This window comes from Streptomyces chrestomyceticus JCM 4735 (assembly GCF_003865135.1).
Classification (GTDB): domain Bacteria; phylum Actinomycetota; class Actinomycetes; order Streptomycetales; family Streptomycetaceae; genus Streptomyces; species Streptomyces chrestomyceticus.
Window position 1 is genome coordinate 3,429,202 of record NZ_BHZC01000001.1, and the last position, 21,784, is coordinate 3,450,985.

The following is a 21,784-nucleotide window of genomic DNA, read 5'->3' on the forward strand; positions in this document are numbered from 1 at the left end:
TCTGGCTGCCCAAGAGAGCTGCGACCGCCATGCTGCGTTTTCTCTTCCGCCGGTCCCTCGGCGCGATCGTGATCCTGCTGATCATCAGCGCGTTCACGTTCTTCCTCTTCTTCGCCGCCCCCCGGGATCCCGCGCTGCTGGCCTGCGGAAAGAACTGCACGCCTGACGCCATCGCAATGATCCACAAGAATCTCGGGCTCGACAAACCCGTACCGGTCCAGTACTGGCTGTTCATGTCCGGCATCGTCACCGGACGGGATTTCGCCGTCGGGCACTGCCCGGCGCCCTGCTTCGGCTATTCCTTCGCCAACGGCGACCCCGTCTGGGACACGATCGTGGACCGTTTCCCCACCACCGTCTCGCTGACCATCGGCGCCGCCGCGGTGTTCCTGGGCGTCGGTGTCGGCACCGGAATGATCGCCGCCTGGAAACAGGGCAAGCTCATCGACAAGATCTTCAGCTCGTCCTCGCTGGTGCTCTCCTCGATGCAGATCTATTTCATCGGGCCGATCGTGCTCGCACTGCTGGTCTACAACCTCGGCTGGTTCGGTCAGCCGAAATACGTGCCGATCACGGAGGACCCGGTGGGCTGGTTCCTGGGGCTGATCATTCCGTGGTGCGTACTGTCCATCATCTTCACCGCGCAGTACACACGAATGGCCCGCTCGTCGATGATCGAACAGTTGCAGGAGGACCACGTACGGACCGCCAAGGCGAAGGGAATGGCGTCCCGTACGGTCTTCTTCCGCTATGCCTGGCGCGGCTCGCTCATTCCCATCGTGACCATTTTCGGTATCGATCTGGGGTCGCTGTTCGGCGGCGCGATGATCACCGAATACACCTTCGCGCTGCCCGGCCTGGGCACCCTCGCCGTGAAGTCGGTGCAGAACACCGACCTGCCCATGACCATGGGCGTGATGCTGTTCGCCGCGACCTTCATCATCCTGTTCAACATCGTGGTGGACGCCTGCTACGCGTTCATCGACCCGCGCGTGCGGCTGTCCTAGGAGAGGCCCCGTGTCCACACTCACCCAGCCCGCGGGCGCACCGGCCCCGGCCGCCGCGGACCCGTTCCTGTCGGTACGCGACCTGTACGTGCGGTTCGCCACCGAGGACGGCGTCGTCAAGGCGGTCGACGACCTCTCCTTCGACCTGGAGCGCGGCCGTACCCTCGGCATCGTCGGCGAGTCCGGCTCCGGCAAGTCGGTCACCAACCTCGCCATCCTGGGCCTGCACAGCCCCAACTACACGACGATCACCGGCGAGATCCTGCTGGACGGCGACGAGCTGACCGGCGCCCGGGAGAAGGACCTGGAGAAGCTGCGCGGCAACAAGATGGCGATGATCTTCCAGGACCCGCTGACGTCGCTGTCGCCGTACTACTCGGTGGGCCGCCAGATCGCCGAGCCGTTCGTCAAGCACACCGGCGCGAGCAAGCGCGAGGGCCGGCAGCGCGCGATCGAGATGCTGGAGAAGGTGGGCATCCCGCAGCCGACGCTGCGGGTGGACGACTACCCGCACCAGTTCTCCGGCGGGATGCGGCAGCGCGCCATGATCGCCATGGCGCTGGTGTGCAACCCGTCGCTGCTGATCGCCGACGAGCCGACCACCGCGCTGGACGTGACCGTGCAGGCGCAGATCCTGGACCTGCTCAAGGACCTCCAGCAGGAGTTCGGCTCGGCGATCATCCTGATCACCCACGACCTGGGCGTGGTCGCCAACACCGCCGACGAACTGCTGGTGATGTACGCCGGGCGGGCCGTCGAGCGCGGCACCGTCAAGGAGATCCTCACCGCGCCGCAGCACCCGTACACCTGGGGCCTGCTGGGCTCGATGCCGCGGCTGTCGGCGAGTGTGGAGGAGCCGCTGACACCGATCCCCGGCACCCCGCCGAGCCTGCTCGCCCCGCCGCCGGGCTGCCCCTTCCACCCGCGCTGCGGCTTCGTCTCCGAGGTCGGCGGCACCCGCTGCCAGGACGAACGCCCGCCGCTGGCCCCCGGCCGGGCGGCGGCCTGCCACCTGGGCCCCGACCAGAAACACGCCCTGTTCACCGAGCAGATCAAGCCCCGGCTGGGCTAGGAAGCGGAGCGACGACCATGAGCGCACCCGAAGACGTCCTCGTGCCCGCTCCCCGTCCGGCCGCCGCCGGGTCCGGCGAGGTGCTGCTGACCGCCCGGGGGCTGACCAAGCACTTCCCGATCATGGCCGGGTTCCCGTTCAAGCGGCGGGTCGGCGCGGTGCAGGCGGTCGACGGCATCGACCTGACCGTGCACAGCGGCGAGACGTTCGGCCTGGTCGGCGAGTCGGGCTGCGGGAAGTCCACCACCGGGCGGCTGCTGACCCGGCTGCTGGAGCCGACCGCGGGCTCGATCACGTACCGGGACCGGGACATCACCCACGCCGGGCGCAAGGAGCTGGCGCCGGTCCGCTCCGAGATCCAGATGATCTTCCAGGACCCGTACTCGTCGCTGAACCCCCGGCAGACGGTCGGCACCATCATCGGCGGCCCGATGGAGATCAACGGCATCGCCCCGGAGGGCGGCCGGGAGCGGCGGGTACGCGAACTCCTGGAGATCGTCGGCCTCAACCCGGAGCACTACAACCGCTTCCCGCACGAGTTCTCCGGCGGCCAGCGCCAGCGCATCGGCGTCGCCCGCGCGCTCGCCCTGGAGCCGAAGCTGATCGTCGCGGACGAGCCGGTCTCCGCGCTGGACGTCTCCATCCAGGCCCAGGTGGTCAACCTGCTCCAGGAGTTGCAGCGGGAACTGAACATCGCGTTCCTGTTCATCGCGCACGACCTGGCGATCGTCCGGCACTTCAGCCAGCGGGTCGCGGTGATGTACCTCGGCAAGATCGTCGAGGTGGGCGACCGGGACTCGATCTACCGGCGGCCGCGCCACCCGTACACCCATGCGCTGCTCTCCGCCGTCCCCGAGGCCCGGCTGCTGGACGCGCAGGAGGAGACGGCGGACCGTGAACGCATCCGGCTGGCCGGTGACGTCCCCTCGCCGATCGACCCGCCGTCCGGCTGCCGGTTCCGTACCCGCTGCTGGAAGGCGCGCGACAGGTGCGCCACCGAGGAACCGCCGCTGGTCCAGATCACCGGCAACATCGACGGCCACCTGACGGCCTGCCACTTCCCGGAGGAGCCCACCACGGCGGCGCGGGACGCGGACATCGTGCTGGACCCGGCACTGGCGGCGATCGAGGACGCGGTACCCGGGCCGGAGGCGGCCGACGAGGGGCCCTGAGCGGCCGGGGCCCCGCGTCCCCCGGTGTCGGATCAGCCGTCCGGGGCAGGTGCCGAGGAGGCACTGGACCCACACAAGGACAGATGACACATATGGCTCACCGCTCCCCAGCCCGGATACGCACCCGTGTCCCCCTCCTGGCCACCACCGGAGTCCTGACACTCCTCTGTACGAGCACCCCGGCCGCCGCTGCCGCCACCGGCTCCCCTCAACCCGCACCGCGCCCCACCTACGCCGTCGCCCACCGGGTACTGACCGCCGACGGCGTGGACACGGCGCTGCGGCACGGCGCCAACGCCGTCGAGATCGACGCCACCGCCTGGAAGAAGGGCTGGTGGGCGGACCACGACGGCACCCCCACCAGCGCCGGTGACCCGATGGAAGCCATGCTCCGGCGCATCGCGCAGCGGCGCGGCGAGGGCAAGACCGTCAACTTCGTGTGGCTGGACATCAAGAACCCGGACCACTGCCGCAGCGACGACGCGAAGTGGCGGCACTGCTCGGTGGCGGCCCTTCGCGATCTGGCCCGCCGTACCGTGGAGAAGCAGGGCGTACGTGTGCTCTACGGGTTCTACGGCACCGAGGGCGGCACCGGCTGGAAGGACGTCACGGCCGGCCTGCGCCCGCTCGAAGGGGTCGACGTCAGCGGCGACGCCGACGACGTGGCGAAGACCTTCGCGGCCCACGGCGCGCGCATCCCCCCGAACCAGCGCGTGATGGACAAGGGCCTCTTCAGCATCACGCTCAACGGCCGCAAGATCACTTCCGAACTCCGGGCCGGCGCCGAGGCCCGGGACCGCAAGGAACTGGCCTCGACCGCCGGCTGGACCGTCGGCACGGGTGACGAGAAGAACGCCGCCAAGCTGCTGGCACCGTACGCGTCCGGCGGGGCCGACGCCGACAGCCTCATCTACGGGCTGAGGGCCGCCTGCTACCCGGACGGCACGTCCAAGTGGCGCGGCGGCTGCGGCACCGACGAATCCTCGGTGAAGAGGGCGCTGGCCTCCATCACGGATTACGTCGCCGACCACCCGGCGGAGCGGCGCATGGCCACCAACAGCGACGTCCCGTTCGGGAGCTGAAACCGGGACCGCGCACACCGCGCCCCGTCACCCGCCCGGCACGACCTGCCGCTCCTCCGCGAAGTGACACGCCGAGGCGTGCCGGGCCGGGCCCGTCACCCCCTCGAAGCCCTCCGGCACGTCCAGCGGCGGCACCTCCAGCGCGCAGCGCTCCCGCGCCTTCCAGCAGCGGGTACGGAAGCGGCACCCGGACGGCGGGTCGGCCGGCGAGGGAACGTCGCCGCTCAGCAGGATGCGGTCGCGCCGGGCGCGCGCCTCCGGATCGGGGACGGGGACGGCGGAGAGCAGGGCCTGGGTGTACGGGTGCGTCGGATGGCCGTAGATCTCGTCCTCCGTGCCGACCTCGGCGAAGCGGCCCAGGTACATCACCGCGACCCGGTCGGAGATGTGCCGGACGACCGACAGATCGTGGGCGATGAAGACGTACGACAGGTCGAACTCGTCCTGGAGCCGTTCCAGCAGGTTGACGACCTGCGCCTGGACGGAGACGTCCAGCGCCGAGACCGGCTCGTCCGCCACGATCACCTCGGGGCGCAGCGCCAGCCCGCGCGCGATCCCGATGCGCTGGCGCTGCCCGCCGGAGAACTGGTGCGGATAGCGGTTGATGTACTCCGGATTGAGCCCGACCACGTCCAGCAGCTCCTGGACCTTCCTCCGCCGGTCCCCCTTAGGAGCCACCTCCGGATGGATGTCATACGGCTCGCCGATGATGTCGCCGACCGTCATGCGCGGGTTCAGCGAGGTGTACGGGTCCTGGAACACCATCTGGATGTTGCGGCGCACCGCCTTCAGCGCGCGCCCCGACAGCCTGGTGATGTCCTCGCCCCGGTACAGGATCTGCCCGCCGGTCGGCTTCTCCAGTCCGACCAGCAGCTTGGCGACCGTCGACTTTCCACAGCCGGACTCCCCCACGATCCCCAGCGTCTCGCCCTTGCGCAGGGCGAAGGAGACGGTGTCCACGGCCTTGACGGAACCGATCTGCTTGCGCAGCACGACACCGCGCGTCAGCGGGTAGTGCTTGGCCAGGTCCCGTACGTCGAGGACGGTCTCCCCCGCGCGCCCGGCCGCCTCAGCGTTCACCGGCGGTCTCCTCCCTCACTGACGGTCTCCTCCCAGAAGTGGCAGGCACTGGCCCGGCCCGGTGCCACGTCGTAGAGCGGCGGCCGGTCCGTACGGCAGACGTCCCGCGCCTTGGGGCAGCGCGGGTGGAAGGGGCAGCCCGGCGGGACCGCGGTCAGACTGGGCGGCAGGCCCTTGATCGCGTAGAGCTCGCGGCCCTTGCGGTCCAGGCGCGGGATGGAGTCGAGCAGGCCGCGGGTGTACGGGTGGGCGGGCGCCCGGTAGAGGTCGTGGACGGGGGCGGTCTCCACGATCCGGCCCGCGTACATCACGGCGATCCGGTCGGCGACGTCGGCGACCACGCCCAGGTCGTGGGTGATCAGCACCAGCCCCATGGCGTACTCCCGCTGAAGCTCCGCCAGCAGGTCCATGACCTGCGCCTGGACCGTCACATCGAGCGCCGTCGTCGGCTCGTCCGCGATGATCAGGTCGGGGCCGAGGGCCAGCGCCATCGCGATCATGATGCGCTGGCGCATCCCGCCGCTGAACTGGTGCGGATAGTCGCCCACCCGGCTCCTGGCGGCCGGGATGCGCACCCGGTCCATCAGCTCGGCCGCGCGGGTACGCGCCTCCTTGCGGGACACCCCCCGGTGCACCTCGAACATCTCCCCGAGCTGCGCCCCCACGCTCAGTACGGGGTTGAGCGCCGACAACGCGTCCTGAAAGATCATCGCCAGCTTGGTGCCCCGAATCCCGCGCCGCTCCTCATCCCCCATCCGCAGCAGGTCCCGCCCGTGGAAGAAGATCTCCCCGCCCGTGACGTGCCCCGGCGGCGTGTCCAGGATGCCCATGACGGCCTGCGCGGTCACCGACTTGCCCGACCCCGACTCCCCCAGCACGGCCAGCGTCTCGCCCGCGCTCACCCGGTAGCTGACCCCGTTGACCGCGTGCGCCACCCCGTCCCGCGTACGGAACTCCACCTTCAGATCGCGCACATCCAGCAGCACACCGCCGCCATCCCTGACCTCCTGCCGCAACCCCTCATCCGTCATCCACCGTCTCCTCAGCGCAACTTGGGGTCGAGGGCGTCGCGCACCGCGTCGCCGAGCATGATGAACGCCAGTACGGTCAGGCTGAGCGCGCCGGCCGGCCACAGCAGCATGTGCGGCGCGTTGCGGATCTGCTTGGACGCCTCGGAGATGTCGATGCCCCAGGAGACGGTCGGCGGCTTCAGGCCGACGCCCAGGTAGGACAGTGTCGCCTCCAGCGCGATGTACGTGCCGAGGGCGATGGTCGCCACGACGATCACCGGCGCGACCGCGTTGGGCGCCAGGTGCCGCAGCAGCAGCCGGGTGTTCCCGGCCCCCAGTGCCCGCGCGGCCTGCACGAAGTCGGCCTGCTTGACGGTCAGTACGGAACCGCGGGCGATCCGCGCGAGCTGCGGCCAGCCCAGCAGCACGATGAACCCGACGACCGGCCACACCGAGCCCGACGGCACCACGGACAGGAAGACCAGCCCGCCCAGCAGCATCGGAATGGCGAAGAACATGTCCGCGATCCGCGAGAGCAACGCGTCCCACCAGCCGCCGAAGAACCCGGCCAGCCCGCCCAGCACCCCGCCGAGCAGCGCCGCCCCGGCCGTCGCGCACACGCCGACCGTCACCGACGCCCGGGCCCCGTACACCGTCCGCGCGAAGACGTCACAGCCCTGGGTGTCGAACCCGAACGGATGGCCGCCGCGCGCGCCCTCCTGCGACAGGGTGATGTCGCAGTCCAACGGGTCGGTACCGGTCAGCAGGGACGGCCAGACCGCGATCAGCAGAAAGAACAGAATCAGCAGCCCGGAGACGATGAAGACCGGATTGCGGCGCAGGTCGCGCCAGGCGTCCGACCACAGGCTGCGGGCCCGGCCGCTGCCCGGCTGCACGCCGGTTCCCTGCGGAGCTCCCGGGGCGCCCGGCACCTCCGGTGTCCCGCCGAGCCCGCCCATGGTCTCCGCCTCGACGGCAGGCAGCGGCGTGCCACCGCCCGCGGACCGGAACGGCTCGGGACGCTCGGGTTCAGGCATAGCGGATCCTCGGGTCGAGCACGGCGTACAGGAGGTCGACGACCAGGTTCGCCAGCAGGAAGACGATGACCAGGACGGTCACGAAGCCGACGACGGTCGGGGAGTTCTGGCGGACGATGCCCTGGTACAGCTCGTAGCCGACACCGTGCACATTGAAGATCCGCTCGGTGACCACCGCGCCGCCCATCAGCGTGCCGATGTCCGCGCCGATGAAGGTGACCACCGGGATCAGCGAGTTGCGCAGCAGGTGCCGTACGACGATCCGGCGGCGGGGCAGCCCCTTGGCGACGGCCGTACGGACGTAGTCGGCGCGGGCGTTCTCCGCGATCGACGTCCGGGTGAGCCGGGTGACGTACGCCAGGGACACCAGCGCCAGCACACAGCCCGGCAGCAGCAGTTCGTCCAGCGGCGCGCCCAGCGCGACGGCCGGGCTCACCCACGCCCACTTCACGCCCAGCAGGTACTGGAGGGCGTACCCGCTGACGAACGTCGGTACGGACACCACGATCAGCGTGAGCACCAGCACCCCGGAGTCCAGCAGCCGCCCCCGCCGCAGCCCGCCGAGCACACCGAGCGTCACCCCGACGACGATCTCCGCGACGATCGCGACGGCGGTCAGCCGCAGGGTCACGGGAAAGGCCGTGCCCATCTTGTCCAGCACCGGCTGCCCGTCGAAAGTGGTACCGAAGTCGCCGCGGAAAATCTGTCCCATGTAGTGCAAATACTGCTGCCACAGCGGCTGGTCCAAATGCAGCTCGCGGCGGATCTGCGCGGCCGTAGCGGGGTCCGGCGCACGGTCGCCGGAAAGGGCCGCGACCGGGTCACCGAGCGCATACACCATCACAAAAATGAGAAACGTGGCGCCGACGAAGACCGGCACCATCTGCAGCAGCCGCCGGATCACATAACGCCCCATGGCCGTCCGCCCGCCCTCAGCCCTTGATCGTGATCTGGTCGTACACCGGGACACTGAACGGATTCAGGGACACGTTCTCGATCCGGTCCGCATACCCGCCGCTCCCGTTCTGGTACCAGAGCGGAATCGCGGGCATCTCCCGGGCCAGAATCCGCTCGGCCCGGTGATAGGTATCGTTCACCTGCCGCTGCTCACTCTCCGCGTTGGCCCGACTGACCAGCCCGTCGAACTCTTTATTACTCCACCCCGAGTCGTTGGACGACGCACCGGTGAAGTACTGACTCTGCAGAAAGGTCTGAATCAGCGGATAATCCATCTGCCACCCGGCACGATAAGGGCCACTCATCTTCTTCTGCGTGACCTTGGTGCGGTAATCGGCGAAGGTCCCCATCGGCGCGCCGTCACACACATGCCGGCCCAGCGCCTTGTTCACACTGTTGCACAGCGCATCCACCCACAATTTATGGGACCCGGTATCCGCGTTGTACGTCACCTTCATCGCACCACCGGGAATCCCGCCCCCCTCGGCCACCAGCTTCCGGGCCCCCGCCGGATCGTACGTACACGCGTCACCGCACAGTCCCGCCTGGTATCCGCCATGCTCCCCCAAGGCCATGGCGGTCCAGTCAGTCGCCGGCGTCCGTGTCCCGCGAAAAATCTGCCGGGTGATAGCCGCCCGATTAACGGCCATAGAAATCCCCCGCCGAACCTTCTCCACCCCCCTCCTCGACCACTTCTCGTCATACATCGGAAACGACAACGTCTGAATGATCCCGGCAGGCTGATTGATATACCTTCCACCCAAATCCTTCCGCACATGCTTCAACTGCGGAGCCGGCACGTCATCCACCAGATCCAGATTCCCCGCCATCAAGTCCGTATAAGCAGTATCATTATCCGTATAAACCTGAAGGTCGACCCCACCGTTCCGCGCCCGGTCCGGCCCCGGATACTTCTCCCACTTCCGCAGCCGCATGATCCCGCCCTTGGCATACGACTGCACGGCGTACGGCCCGTTGCCGACCGGTTTCGCCAGCCACGCATCATGATCGGTGAAGAACAGCCGAGGCAGCGGCATAAAGGCGTTGTACCCGAGCAGATCCGGCCACAGCCCGAACTTCTTGTTCAGCCGCACCGTAAAAGTCAGCTCGTCCCGCACCCGCAGCCCACGCATCGTCCGCGCCGCAGGCTTCTCCCCAGCGCCCTCTGGATGCACCTCCTCATACCCCTCCACATAACTGAAGAACGGCGCCCCCTGCTGCCGATTGGTGACCAACGCCCCATAATTCCAGGCATCCACAAAAGACCGAGCAGTAATCTTCTCACCATTACTAAAATTCCACCCAGGCTTCACCTTGACCGTGAAATTCCGCGCATCCGGCGACTCGACCGACTCCGCAACCATGTTCTCCGCCACCGCGGTCCGCGGGTTGTACCGCTTGAGCCCCCGAAAAACGAGATCGAGCACCTTGCCACCCTGCACATCGGTGGTATTGGCCGGCTCCACCGGATTAGGCGGGTCACCCCAGGACGCCCGGACCACCGTGGGATCCTGCCCGCCCCCACCACACCCGGCGGCGCCCACGGCAACCACAGCGGCCACACAGGCCACCGCCCCCACACGCCAGGCACCACCCACCGAGCCGCCTCCTAGACACCACACCCCCGGACACCCACCGACGCCCGGCCCACCACCCCCAACCTGACACCTCGCACCCCGCACACCACGCCATACGTGCGCAACACGGGCCAGAACCCCCCGTACGAGCGATCTTCCGACGCACGCGCCGGGCTGTCAGGATGACGACAGCGACCGACCCGAAGGACCCACCCCATGCCCACGCCCGCCGACCACCTCGAACTGGCCCGCACCGAGAGCGACGGCGCGGCCCTGTGCCGGATGGCGGACACCCCGTACCCCTTCGTCCGGCACGCCCTCGCCGCCAACCCGCACAGCCCGCCCGCCGCGCTGCTGAAGCTGAGCGCGACCCACGACTGCGTGTGGAACGACAACATGCTCCTGCGCCTGCTGGCCGGTCACCCGCGCGCGGACCGCACCGTGCTCCGGGCCGTCCTCGCGGCCACCGCACGGCAACTGGCGGACGGCGAGCGACCGTACGCCGCGATCCTGGCCCTGGCGGAACGCCCGGAACTCACCGTGGAGGAAGTAGCGGCACTCGGCACCCTGCACGGGGCGTCGGCCCGGCTGCGCGGACGGCTCACGCGGCAGCTCGGGCGCCGGCGCGCGCACGTCGGCACCACCTCGGCCGACGAGCCGATCGCGAGGTAGCGGGTCACCTTTCGTACGGCTCGCACCCGACCCCGTCACCGTCCCGGTCCAGCCGGTGGGGATCGTCGGTACCGACAGCCACGGGGCCGTCGAGATCCGAACAGTCGACGTCCGGCACACCGGCCGGCGGCCCAGGCGGATACCCACCCTGACTGCCACCCCCGTCACTCGGCGTAGGCCCGGCCACCGCCTGAATATCCGCGGCGACGATGACCCCACCCCGCACCGTGTACGTACCGGCGAAGGTCCGCACGGCGCCGTCCCGCTGCTCGGCTTCCAAGGTCACCGTCACCACGTCGCCACTCACGCCCACGATGCGCACGGTGTCCCGGGCGGTGTCCGCGAAGCCGGCCGCGAAGGAGGAGTACGAACCGCCCAGGTTCTTACCGCCCAGGTCCCAGGCGCGACGGTAGTCGCGAGCGTTGACGGCCGCGTAATAGTCCCGGACGACAGAGGCGGCGTCCTGGGCGGTGGGTCCCGGAGGCGCGGTGGTGTCGGTCGGCCCGCTGCTGGAGGGGGAAGGCTCGCCGGTGACCGTACGGGTGCTGGTGACCGTCGTTTCCGTACGGTCCGGACGGTCCTCACCGGACGATCCGCAGCCCGCCAGCGCGGCCGAGGCCGCGGCCAGAACTGCGGCGGACATCGCGATGCCATGGCGGCGCATCGACCTCACCCCACCCGGTGGAACGTGCCTGCCCCTCCAGAATGCGCCGCAGCCCCCAACCCCGCCACCGCCCGGCACATGCACCCCACCGCCATACTCACCGTGAGCCTCACCACCAGGAGCGCGCACACCGGTGTGATCGAGAAATTCCCCCCACCGACCTCAGCTCGCCAATCCGACCGGAGGGGGCGTGTAGGGGGCCATCCCCGCAGGCAGCCGGGTGTCTGCGTTGCCGAATGAAAGTACGTCGCGGTGCACGGTGCCGAGGAGTTGGCCCCCTGCGCGCCCCCGCCCCCACAACGAAAGCAATGCGAGCCGAACGTCAACCCAAAACCACCCGCGCGAAGCGCACCCCCGCGCGAAGCGCATAAAACCCAAAGCTCAACCGAATGCCCCCACCTTAAGCACCCGAACCAGCCCAGCCAACACCCCCACAGACACCACAACCACCACCCCCGGCTCCGCACTCTCCCGCAGCCGGCACAAGCCACCACTCCCCACCGCCACCTCGACACACGCCTCCGTGTGCCCCTCGCTGAAGCTGGACTTCCGCCACTCGGACCGGGACATGTACACCTTCCTAGAGCAGGGGGTACAGGAGTCGCTCGATGAGCCTGACCGTGTCCTTGGACTGCCGCGACTCGGGCGGAAGCGCCGCCTCCGTCAGCTTAGCGAACGTACGTGTGTACCGGTGGACAGCGTCAACTTCCCCCAGGTACAGGGAATCCCCGACGTGCGGAACCACCACCGTCGACAGTTCCCGTACCGGCGGCATCAACACGGTGAAGGGCGTGCCGAAGGGCACCGGCCCGTCGAACGGCAGTACTTGGAGCGTCACATTCGGCAGGCGGCACGCGTCGAGCAGCCGCCGCAACTGGTCACGCATGAGCCCGCGGCCACCGAGCGTGACGCGCAGCGCCGCCTCGTGGACGACCGCGTGCAGCCGCGGCGCTCCCTCCGCCGTGAGGACCCGCTGCCGCTCCAGCCGGAAATCCACGGCGGCCGACTCCGCACTGCGCGGCACCTCCACGTATCCGCCGCGGTGCACGGCCGTGGCGTACGCCCTGGTCTGCAGCAGGCCGGGGACGAACAGCGGTTCGTAGCAGGCGATGGACTCGGCCCCCGCCTCCAGCTCGGCGAAGTCCAGCAGCGGGGCCCGGACGCTGTTGCGGTACAGACTCCACCACCCCTTCCCGGACTGCTGCCCGAGGTCGGTCAGCGCTTCCACGTACCCGGTGGCGAGCTCCCCCGCCTCGTCGGCGAGCCGGCGCAGCCGCTCGGCGGACAGGCTCGTACGGCCGCTCTCGACGTTACTGATGTGCGATTGGTGCATCCCCATCAGGGCAGCGCTCTCCCCCACCGACAGCTTCGCGCGCTCGCGCAGCTTCCGGATTTCCGCCCCGAAGCGCCGCTGACGGTACGTGGGATTGGCACGCAGGCCCATCGGTCCCTCCCTCGATGCACGCGAGCAGTATTTCGTAACTCAGCATTCCCCCCATGTGGTTGTGAATAGGCAACCCCTGTCGCTACCTTGAGTATGACGCCGGTCACGGAAAGCATTCATCTGGAGGCTGCCTCATGAGCACGCCCAGCGACACCTGGTCCTACGGCCTGTTCATTCCGCATGACCCCCGGGCGGTCGGTGTCGTCAGAGCCGCGCTGCGGCACATCCTGGACGGGGCCGGGCTGAACTGTCTGACGGAGACGGCGGAGCTGATGGTCTCGGAGCTGGTGACCAACTCGTACCAGTACGCGAAGACCGACGCGTACGTGAGCGTGGACCGCTCACCGTTCGATCTCACGATCGCCGTGTGGGACACCGGTCCGGGCGTGCCGGCGCGGCAGAGCGCCGGGACCGACGAGGAGTACGGGCGCGGGCTCGGGATCGTGGCCGCCTGCGCCGACAGTTGGGGCGTGCGGGACTGTCCGAACGGCAAGGCCGTGTGGTTCACCGTGACGCCGAAAGGGGACCGCAGCTAGCACCACAGGAGCGGACCGGCGACAACGACAGAGACAGCGACTGGGACCGGAAACACGTACGGGGACGCCCGGAGCACCATGCTCCGGGCGTCCCCGCATACGCGCGTACGGGCCAGGTCAGGCCGCGCCGACCACGTCCTTCTCCTCCGCGAAGTGGCAGGCCGAGTCGTGCGCCGCCAGGCCGCCGGTGGTGGCGAAGCGCTCCGGGACGGCGAGCAGCGGCACCTCCTCGGCGCACTTGTCCTGCGCCTTCCAGCAGCGGGTGCGGAAGCGGCAGCCGGACGGCGGGTTCGCCGGGGACGGCACGTCGCCGGTGAGGATGATCCGCTCCCGGCCGGCCCGCGCCTCCGGGTCCGGTACGGGGACGGCGGAGAGCAGGGCCTGGGTGTACGGGTGGGTCGGGTGGTCGTAGATCTGCTCGTCGGTGCCGATCTCCGCCATCTTGCCGAGGTACATCACCCCGACCCGGTCGGAGATGTGCCGGACGATGGACAGGTCGTGGGCGATGAAGAGGTAGGAGAGGTTGAACTCGTCCTGGAGCTTCTCCATCAGGTTGATGACCTGCGCCTGGACCGACACGTCCAGCGCCGAGACGGGCTCGTCGCAGATGATGATCTCGGGGTTGAGGGCCAGGCCGCGGGCGATGCCGATGCGCTGGCGCTGGCCGCCCGAGAACTGGTGCGGATAGCGGTTGATGTACTCCGGGTTGAGGCCGACGACGTCCAGCAGGTCCTGGACCTTCTTGCGGCGGTCACCCTTCGGGGCTGCCTCCGGGTGGATCTCGTACGGCTCGCCGATGATGTCGCCGACCGTCATCCGCGGGTTCAGCGACGTGTACGGGTCCTGGAACACCATCTGGATGTTGCGGCGCACCGCCTTCAGCGCGCGCCCCGACAGCTTGGAGATGTCCTCACCCTTGTAGAACACCTCACCGGACGTCGCCCGCTCCAGGTTCATCAGCAGCTTGGCGACCGTGGACTTGCCGCAGCCGGACTCGCCGACGATGCCGAGGGTCTCGCCCTGGTACAGCTCGAAGGAGATGCCGTCGACGGCCTTGACCGCGCCGACCTGCTTCTTGAACAGGATGCCCTGGGTGAGCGGGAAGTGCTTGACCAGGTTGCGGACTTCGAGGATGGGCTCGCGCGCCGCGTCCTTCTTCGGCTCAGCCATTGATCGTCTCCTCCCAGAAGTGGCACGCGCTGCCGCGGCCGTCGCTGACGCTGTGCAGCGGCGGCACCTCGGTACGGCAGATGTCCTGCGCCTTGGGGCAGCGCGGGTTGAACGCGCAACCCGTGGGGATGTTCAGCAGGTTGGGCGGCAGGCCCTTGATCGCGTACAGCTCCTGGCCCTTCTGGTCCAGGCGCGGGATGGAGTCGAGCAGGCCGCGCGTGTACGGGTGCGCGGGGTTCTTGTACAGCTCGTGCACGGGAGCGTGCTCGACGATCCGGCCCGCGTACATCACCGCGATCTTGTCGGCGACGTCGGCGACCACCCCCAGGTCGTGGGTGATCAGGATCAGGCCCATGTTGTACTCGCGCTGGAGGTCCGCGAGCAGGTCCATGACCTGCGCCTGGACCGTCACGTCGAGGGCCGTGGTCGGCTCGTCCGCGATGATCAGGTCCGGCTCCAGGGCCAGCGCCATCGCGATCATGATGCGCTGGCGCATACCGCCGGAGAACTGGTGCGGGTAGTCCGAGACCCGGGCCGCCGCGGCCGGGATCTTCACCCGGTCCATCAGCTCGATGGCCTTGGCCTTGGCGTCCTTCTTGGACATGCCCTGGTGGACCCGGAACATCTCGCCGAGCTGGTAGCCGACGGTGAGCACCGGGTTCAGCGACGAGAGCGCATCCTGGAAGATCATGGCGATCTTCGCGCCGCGGGTCCGGCGGCGCTCCTCGGGCGTCATCTTCAGCATGTCCTGGCCGCGGAAGAGGATCTCGCCCTGCGGGATCCGCGCCGGCGGCATGTCCAGGATGCCCATCACGGCCTGCGCGGTGACGGACTTGCCGGAGCCGGACTCGCCGAGCACGGCGAGCGTCTCGCCGGCGCTGACGTTGTAGTTGACGCCGTTGACGGCCTTGACGACGCCGTCCCGGGTGTGGAACTCGACGTGCAGGTCACGGACGTCGAGCAGCGGACCGCTGTCCTTCGCGTCCGCCCCCCGCTCGGGGGCGTCCGCTGTCTTGGAGATCGTGGTCACGTACGCCTCCCTCAGCGCAGCTTGGGGTCGAGGGCGTCGCGCACCGCGTCGCCGAGGAGGATGAACGCCAGCACGGTGATGCTCAGGAACGCCGACGGGATGAGCAGGACGTGCGGGGCGTCGCGCAGCACGTCCTTGGCCGCGGAGATGTCCACGCCCCAGGAGATGGCCGGCGGCTGGAGGCCGATGCCCAGGTAGGACAGGGTGGCCTCGGCGGAGATGTAGCCGGCCAGCGCGATGGTGGCGACGACGATGACCGGTCCGATGGCGTTCGGCAGGATGTGCTTGAACAGGATGCGGGTGTTGCCCGCGCCGAGCGCCCTGGCGGCCGTCACGAAGTCCGACTGCTTCTGGGTGATGACCGCGCCGCGCATGACGCGGGCGAGCTGCATCCAGCCGAAGACGGCCAGACCCAGGGTCACGGTCCACACCGTACGGCTGGTGAACGCCTGCAGCAGGACGAGCGCGCCGAGCAGCAGCGGGATACCGAAGAACACGTCGGTGATCCGCGACAGGAGGGCGTCGGCCCAGCCGCCGAAGTAGCCCGCGAGCATGCCCAGCAGGCCGCCGAAGACGGTGACCGCGAAGGTCACACAGACACCGACGATGATCGAGGCGCGGGCGCCGTACACCGTACGGGCCCACACGCTCTGGCCCTGCTTGTTGTAGCCGAACCAGTCGACCTGGAACAGGTGCGACCACTGGGGTTCGCCCAGGTAGTGGTTGCGCAGGTCGGCGTGGTCGGGGTCGGCGCCCGTGAAGAGCGACGGCACGATCGCCATGACGATCAGCAGGACGAGCAGCACACCGGCGATCCAGAACATCGGCCGTACGCGCAGCTCGCGCCATGCGTCCTGGCCGAGGCTGCGGGGCTTGTTGGCGGGGCCGCCGGCCGCGTCGGCCGCGGCGGCGCCGACACCGGGCGCCGCGAGGTCCACGGTGTCGCCGGTGGTGCCCGGGCCCGCGACGCTGCCGGGGTTCACAGTTGTCTTCTCAGGCATAGCGGATCCTCGGGTCCAGAACGGCGTACAGCAGGTCCACGACCAGGCTGCTCACGAGGTAGATGAGGACGAGCACCGTCACGATGCCGACCACGGTGGGGCCTTCACTGGTCTGGATCGCCCGGTACAGCGTGTTGCCGATGCCCTGGACGTTGAAGATGCCCTCGGTGACGATGGCGCCGCCCATCAGCATGCCGAGGTCGGTGCCGAGGAAGGTGACCACGGGGATCAGGGAGTTGCGCATCAGGTGCACGCCCAGGCGCCGGCTCTTGGGCAGGCCCTTGGCGAGCGCGGTGCGCATGTAGTCGGCGCGCAGGTTCTCCGCGACGGTGGTACGGGTGAGCCGGGTGACGTACGCGAGCGACAGGGCGCCGAGCACGATCGCCGGTACGGTCAGTTGCCCCAGATTCATGGAGTCCTGCACCGTCGGTGTGATCAGCTGCCACTTCAGCCCCAGGAAGAACTGGGCGAGGAAGCCGAGCACGAACACCGGAACCGAGATCACGACGAGGGTGAGCACCAGGACCAGTTGGTCGATGAACTTGCCGCGCTTGAGGCCGGTGAGCATGCCGAGCGCGACACCGATGACGACCTCGATGGCGAAGGCGTAGAGCGCCAGCCGGATGGTCACCGGGAAGGCCTCACCGATCAGGTCGGCGACCGGGCGGCCGGTGAAGCTCTGTCCGAAGTCGCCCTTGAACAGGCCGGTCAGGTAGTTCCAGTACTGGGTCAGCAGGGGCTGGTCCAGCCCGAACTGGTGCCGAAGTCTGGCGACGGTGGCCGGGTCGGCGGCCTTGTCACCGAAAAGCGCCTTGATGGGGTCGCCCGGCAGCGAATACACCATCAGGAAAATGAGCAGAGTGGTCCCGATGAAAACCGGGATCATCTGGAGCAGTCGCCTCGCGACATAACGCCCCATGGTTCCTCCTGTCGCTGACGGGCCCAGCGGCCGCCACGCCCCGGGGGTGAGTGGGGCGGGCGGCTACTGGGCCTGCGTCACATGCAGCGTCCCGGTTACTTCTTCTTGACCTCGACGTCGGTCCAGATCGCCTGGCGGTAGGTGTCGAACTTCACGTTCTGCACGTTGTTCGAGTAACCGCCGAGGGTGTGGTCGAAGAACAGCGGGATGGAGGGCATCTTCTCCGTCAGCTTCTTCTCGGCCTCGCCGTAGAGCTTGTTCGACTCCTCGATGGTCTTGGCACTGTTGGCCTGGTCCATCAGCTTGTCGAGCTCCGGGTCCGAGAAGCCCATGTCGTTGGCGCCGGCACCGGTGCGGTACTGCTCGGAGATGAAGTTGGAGATGTTCGGGAAGTCCTGGACCCACGCCATACGGAAGGCGCTGTCCATCTTCTTGCCGGTGATCTCGTTACGGACCTGCTGGAAGGTCGGGCGCGGCTGGGCGGCGCAGTTCACACCGGTGTTCTGCTTGATGTCGTTGCAGACCGCCTCGGCCCAGTCCCGGTGGCCGCCGTCGTTGTTGAAGGTGATGGTCATCTTGTTGCCGGGGACGCCACCGCCTTCCTTGATGAGCTGCTTGGCCTTGGTCGGGTTGAACTTGCAGAACTCGCCGCAGGCGTCCTTCTTGTAACCCTCGACGACGGTGGGCACCCAGCCGTCGGCCGCGTCGTAGGCGTCCTTCAGGACGGTCTTGACGATGGTGTCGCGGTCGATGGCCATGGACAGGCCCTGGCGGACCTTGGCCTTCTCGGGCTTGCCCCACTCCTTGTCGTACATGGGGAAGGCGATGGTGGTCTGGCCGCCGTACGGCTCGTTGACCGCGCGCTCGCCGAGGTCGCTCTTGAACTTGCTGGTCGCCGAGTTCGGGACCTTGTACATGATGTCGACCTTGTCGGAGACCAGGTCGTTGTAGGCGCTGTCGTCCGTGTTGTAGAACTTGAAGATCACGCCGCCGTTCTTGGGCTTGTCCACGCCCTGGTAACCGGCGAACTTCTTCGTCTTGAACTGGACCTTGTGCTCCCAGTTCCCGTCCTGCTGGTACGGACCGTTGCCGATCGGGTGCTCACCGAACGCCTTGGTGTCCTTGAAGAACGCCTTGGGCAGCGGGAAGAAGGCGTCGTAGAACAGCCGCTCCTTGAAGGTGGAGACCGGCTTCGACAGCTCGATGGTGAACTCGTTGTCGTTGACGACCTTCAGGCCCGACATCTTGTCGGTCTCCGGGTCGCCCTCCTTCGGGTGCACGTCCTCGTAGCCCTTGATGAACTCGAACCAGGAGGAGTTCAACTGGGCGTTCTTGGCGTTGGCGCCCCAGTTCCAGGCGTCCACGAAGGAGGAGGCCGTCACCGGCTCGCCGTTGTGGAACTTCCAGCCCTTCTTCAGCTTCACCGTGAAGTGCTGGTTGTCCGTGGACTCGACGCTCTCGGCATTCTGGTAACGCAGCTTACCCTTGGCGTCGAAGTCGACGAGACCCCGGAAGAGGTTCTTGATGATGTAGCCGCCGCCGACCTCGTTGGAGTTGGTCGGGATCAGCTCGTGCTGCGGCTCGGTGCTGTAGTAGGTGTACGTGCCGTTGGGGTCAACGGCCGCGTTGTTGCCACTACCACTGCCGCCGCCGCACGCCGTGGCGGTAAGGGCCACGGCTATCGCACCTGCGACCCAGGTGGCGCTCTTGGCACCGCGCATGGGACTGCCTCCTCATGAGTCCATTCACTTCATGGAAAGGAGCTGCCCGCAACTGACACCCCTGACAGCCAGCGACCAGCCCCTGCTGCTCGTGAGTCGGCGCTCCCCACAGCGCGTGACCCATTGACCCGAGCTCAATGCACCCCAGTCTCAGTCACCTTCGCCCCATAAACCACGTGTAAGGGGTCTCGGTTTGGTCACATCCGTTTTCCGGGAGTTCGGAATCCGGACAAACCAAACCATCCAGACGGTAACGAAACGGACCGTCGGCATCACACATGCTGATCTTCGTCCGTAATTCGGACCCGTCCTGGCCGGATCGCCACCGGAATCCCGTTGACACGGTGATCATCAATGCGGTAGCCGGCCCCGCGTACCGGTAAACGGAAAGCGCCCCACCGGATCGGAAATCCGGTGGGGCGCTCGCGGAGCGTAATCGCCGGGCGGCCGCAGGGCATTACCCAGCGTGGACACCCGGCCTCACGGTGCGTATTAGCGCTTCGCGCGCGAAGCGGTGCGGCCGCGCTCCTTCTGGTCCAGGACGACCTTGCGGATACGGACCGCCTCGGGGGTCACCTCGACGCACTCGTCGTCGCGGCAGAACTCCAGCGACTGCTCCAGGGAGAGCTTGCGCGGCGGCACGATCGCCTCGAAGGAGTCGGCGGAGGAGGAGCGCATGTTGGTGAGCTTCTTCTCCTTGGTGATGTTCACGTCCATGTCGTCGGAGCGCGAGTTCTCGCCGACGATCATGCCCTCGTACACCTCGGTGCCCGGCTCCACGAAGAGCACACCGCGCTCCTGGAGGTTGGTCATCGCGAAGGCGGTGACCGCGCCGGCCCGGTCGGCGACCAGCGAACCGTTGTTGCGGGTCGTCAGCGTGCCGAACCAGGGCTCGTGGCCCTCGTGGATGGAGTGCGCGATACCGGTGCCGCGGGTGTTGGTCAGGAACTCCGTACGGAAGCCGATCAGGCCGCGGGACGGCACGACGAACTCCATGCGGACCCAGCCCGAGCCGTGGTTGGACATGTTGTCCATCCGGCCCTTGCGGACACCCATGAGCTGGGTGACGGCGCCCATGTGCTCCTCGGGCACGTCGATGGTCATGCGCTCGACGGGCTCGTAGGTCTTGCCGTCGACCTCCTTGGTGACCACCTGCGGCTTGCCGATGGTCATCTCGAAGCCCTCGCGGCGCATCTGCTCGACCAGGATGGCCAGCGCCAGCTCACCGCGGCCCTGCACCTCCCAGGCGTCGGGGCGCTCGGTGTCCAGCACGCGCAGCGAGACGTTACCGATCAGCTCGCGGTCCAGACGGTCCTTGACCTGGCGGGCGGTGACCTTGCGGTCCTTGGTCGCCGCCTTGGCGTCCGCGCCCTTGCCGGTACCGCCGCGGCCGACCAGCGGCGAGGTGTTGGTGCCGATGGTCATCGAGATCGCGGGCTCGTCGACCGTGATCAGCGGCAGCGCGACCGGGTTCTCCGGGTCGGCCAGCGTCTCGCCGATCATGATGTCGGGGATACCCGCGACGGCGCAGATGTCGCCGGGGCCGGCCACCTCGGCGGGCTTGCGGGTGAGCGCCTCGGTCATCATCAGCTCGGTGATGCGCACGTTCTGGACCGACCCGTCGCGCTTCATCCACGCGACGGTCTGGCCCTTGCGCAGCTCGCCCTGCTCGACGCGGAGCAGCGCGATACGGCCGAGGAAGTTGTCCGCGTCGAGGTTGGTGACGTGGGCCTGCAGCGGCGCCGACTCGTCGTACTCGGGGGCCGGGACGGCCTCCAGCAAGGTGCTGAAGAACGGCTCCAGGTTGGTGCTGTCCTGCGGGACCGTGCCGTCCTCCGGCTTGGTCAGCGAGGCGACACCGTCACGGGCGCAGGCGTAGACGATCGGGAACTCGATCTGGTCCTCGTCCGCGTCCAGGTCCAGGAACAGGTCGTAGGTCTCGTCGATGACCTCGGCGATCCGGGAGTCCGGGCGGTCCGTCTTGTTGATGCACAGGATGACCGGCATCTTCGCGTCCAGCGCCTTGCGCAGCACGAAGCGGGTCTGCGGCAGCGGGCCCTCGGAGGCATCCACCAGCAGCACGACCGCGTCCACCATCGACAGGCCGCGCTCGACCTCGCCGCCGAAGTCGGCGTGGCCGGGGGTGTCGATGATGTTGATGGTGATGACGTCGCCGCCATCCTTGGGGTGGTACTTCACCGCCGTGTTCTTGGCCAGGATCGTGATGCCCTTCTCACGCTCCAGGTCGTTCGAGTCCATCATGCGGTCGTCGAGGGACTCGGCAGCGTGCGCGGCGAAGGAGCCGGCCTGCTTGAGCATGGCGTCGACGAGGGTCGTCTTGCCGTGGTCGACGTGGGCGACGATGGCGACGTTACGAATGTCGTGGCGCGTGGGCATACTGCGGCGCTTCTCCCGGATCGTGGATGGCGGCACGTACGGTCCGGTACGTGTGCCTGCCGGGCATGAAGACGCCACGGCCTCACCCCATGGTACGGGGCTGCCGCGGCATCGGCCGCCCCTGGGCCGCGGAACCGGCTCTGACCTGCGGAGATCGTTAATCGAACGGGCGCTGTGCGCCGGGGGCGCACGCTCGCTTCGCCCGGAGGCCGTCCGCCCGTAACCGGGGCGTAGCA

Annotated in this window: 20 protein-coding genes; 6 read left to right on the top strand and 14 right to left on the bottom strand. The window is 68.4% G+C overall.

Features of this window, described 5'->3' with window-relative positions; all coding sequences use genetic code 11:
- The first annotated feature begins 29 nt into the window (after window positions 1–29).
- The 4 genes from EJG53_RS14180 (at window position 30) to EJG53_RS14195 (ending at window position 4,333) form a co-directional block, all read left to right on the top strand.
- Window positions 30–1,007, top strand: a complete 978-nt coding sequence (locus tag EJG53_RS14180; RefSeq protein WP_125045147.1) for an ABC transporter permease — start codon at window positions 30–32, stop codon at window positions 1,005–1,007.
- Between the two features lie 10 nt (window positions 1,008–1,017).
- Complete coding sequence (locus EJG53_RS14185; protein ID WP_125045148.1) at window positions 1,018–2,079, top strand: ABC transporter ATP-binding protein; 1,062 nt, start codon at window positions 1,018–1,020, stop codon at window positions 2,077–2,079.
- A gap of 17 nt (window positions 2,080–2,096) precedes the next feature.
- Entirely contained in the window at window positions 2,097–3,251 is a 1,155-nt protein-coding gene (locus EJG53_RS14190) for an ABC transporter ATP-binding protein (RefSeq protein WP_125045149.1), read from the top strand.
- A 92-nt stretch (window positions 3,252–3,343) separates the two neighbouring features.
- Window positions 3,344–4,333, top strand: coding sequence for a PI-PLC domain-containing protein (locus tag EJG53_RS14195; RefSeq protein ID WP_125045150.1), 990 nt, complete (start codon window positions 3,344–3,346; stop codon window positions 4,331–4,333).
- Window positions 4,334–4,360: 27 nt separating this feature from the next.
- On the opposite strand, the gene EJG53_RS14200 is transcribed toward EJG53_RS14195, so the two are convergent.
- Genes EJG53_RS14200 through EJG53_RS14220 form a run of 5 tightly spaced genes read right to left on the bottom strand, consistent with a single transcriptional unit; the run spans window position 4,361 to window position 10,015 of the window.
- Window positions 4,361–5,413: an ABC transporter ATP-binding protein gene (locus tag EJG53_RS14200; protein ID WP_125045151.1), complete on the bottom strand. Its 1,053-nt coding sequence runs from the start codon at window positions 5,411–5,413 to the stop codon at window positions 4,361–4,363.
- Entirely contained in the window at window positions 5,410–6,399 is a 990-nt protein-coding gene (locus EJG53_RS14205) for an ABC transporter ATP-binding protein (protein WP_125049361.1), read from the bottom strand. Before EJG53_RS14205 ends, EJG53_RS14200 begins: the two co-directional genes overlap by 4 nt.
- Window positions 6,400–6,455: 56 nt before the next feature.
- On the bottom strand, window positions 6,456–7,460 hold the full coding sequence (locus EJG53_RS14210) for an ABC transporter permease (protein WP_125045152.1): 1,005 nt from the start codon (window positions 7,458–7,460) through the stop codon (window positions 6,456–6,458).
- Window positions 7,453–8,376 carry an ABC transporter permease gene (locus EJG53_RS14215; protein WP_031000922.1) on the bottom strand — a complete coding sequence of 308 codons (924 nt, stop codon included), beginning with the start codon at window positions 8,374–8,376 and terminating at the stop codon, window positions 7,453–7,455. The genes EJG53_RS14210 and EJG53_RS14215 overlap by 8 nt, the downstream gene beginning before the upstream one ends.
- Before the next feature lie 16 nt (window positions 8,377–8,392).
- On the bottom strand, window positions 8,393–10,015 hold the full coding sequence (locus EJG53_RS14220; RefSeq protein WP_125045153.1) for a peptide ABC transporter substrate-binding protein: 1,623 nt from the start codon (window positions 10,013–10,015) through the stop codon (window positions 8,393–8,395).
- A gap of 195 nt (window positions 10,016–10,210) precedes the next feature.
- Between EJG53_RS14220 and EJG53_RS14225 the strand changes: the two genes are divergently transcribed.
- Window positions 10,211–10,666, top strand: coding sequence for a hypothetical protein (locus tag EJG53_RS14225; protein WP_125045154.1), 456 nt, complete (start codon window positions 10,211–10,213; stop codon window positions 10,664–10,666).
- A 4-nt stretch (window positions 10,667–10,670) separates the two neighbouring features.
- Here the strand turns inward: EJG53_RS14225 and EJG53_RS42435 are convergent, their stop codons facing one another.
- The 3 genes from EJG53_RS42435 to EJG53_RS14240 form a co-directional block, all read right to left on the bottom strand.
- Window positions 10,671–11,309 (bottom strand): excalibur calcium-binding domain-containing protein, encoded by a 639-nt coding sequence (locus EJG53_RS42435; protein ID WP_125045155.1) that lies wholly within the window; start codon window positions 11,307–11,309, stop codon window positions 10,671–10,673.
- Between the two features lie 402 nt (window positions 11,310–11,711).
- Window positions 11,712–11,900, bottom strand: coding sequence for a DUF397 domain-containing protein (locus EJG53_RS43880; protein ID WP_125045156.1), 189 nt, complete (start codon window positions 11,898–11,900; stop codon window positions 11,712–11,714).
- A 10-nt stretch (window positions 11,901–11,910) separates the two neighbouring features.
- Entirely contained in the window at window positions 11,911–12,774 is an 864-nt protein-coding gene (locus EJG53_RS14240) for a helix-turn-helix domain-containing protein (RefSeq protein WP_125045157.1), read from the bottom strand.
- Window positions 12,775–12,908: 134 nt separating this feature from the next.
- On the opposite strand from EJG53_RS14240, the gene EJG53_RS14245 reads away from it, so the two are divergent.
- Window positions 12,909–13,310 carry an ATP-binding protein gene (locus tag EJG53_RS14245; RefSeq protein WP_125045158.1) on the top strand — a complete coding sequence of 134 codons (402 nt, stop codon included), beginning with the start codon at window positions 12,909–12,911 and terminating at the stop codon, window positions 13,308–13,310.
- Between the two features lie 117 nt (window positions 13,311–13,427).
- On the opposite strand, the gene EJG53_RS14250 is transcribed toward EJG53_RS14245, so the two are convergent.
- The 6 genes from EJG53_RS14250 to typA all read right to left on the bottom strand — a co-directional run bounded on the left by EJG53_RS14250 (window position 13,428) and on the right by typA (window position 21,548).
- A complete protein-coding gene (locus EJG53_RS14250; RefSeq protein ID WP_125045159.1) occupies window positions 13,428–14,480 on the bottom strand; it encodes an ABC transporter ATP-binding protein in 1,053 nt (350 codons plus the stop codon).
- Window positions 14,473–15,510: an ABC transporter ATP-binding protein gene (locus EJG53_RS14255; protein ID WP_174856407.1), complete on the bottom strand. Its 1,038-nt coding sequence runs from the start codon at window positions 15,508–15,510 to the stop codon at window positions 14,473–14,475. The genes EJG53_RS14250 and EJG53_RS14255 overlap by 8 nt, the downstream gene beginning before the upstream one ends.
- Window positions 15,511–15,521: 11 nt before the next feature.
- Window positions 15,522–16,511: an ABC transporter permease gene (locus tag EJG53_RS14260; protein WP_125045160.1), complete on the bottom strand. Its 990-nt coding sequence runs from the start codon at window positions 16,509–16,511 to the stop codon at window positions 15,522–15,524.
- Complete coding sequence (locus EJG53_RS14265; protein WP_031000904.1) at window positions 16,504–17,430, bottom strand: ABC transporter permease; 927 nt, start codon at window positions 17,428–17,430, stop codon at window positions 16,504–16,506. The genes EJG53_RS14260 and EJG53_RS14265 overlap by 8 nt, the downstream gene beginning before the upstream one ends.
- A gap of 95 nt (window positions 17,431–17,525) precedes the next feature.
- A complete protein-coding gene (locus EJG53_RS14270) occupies window positions 17,526–19,151 on the bottom strand; it encodes a peptide ABC transporter substrate-binding protein (protein WP_125045161.1) in 1,626 nt (541 codons plus the stop codon).
- A gap of 492 nt (window positions 19,152–19,643) precedes the next feature.
- Entirely contained in the window at window positions 19,644–21,548 is a 1,905-nt protein-coding gene (typA, locus tag EJG53_RS14275; protein WP_125045162.1) for a translational GTPase TypA, read from the bottom strand.
- Window positions 21,549–21,784: the final 236 nt, after the last annotated feature.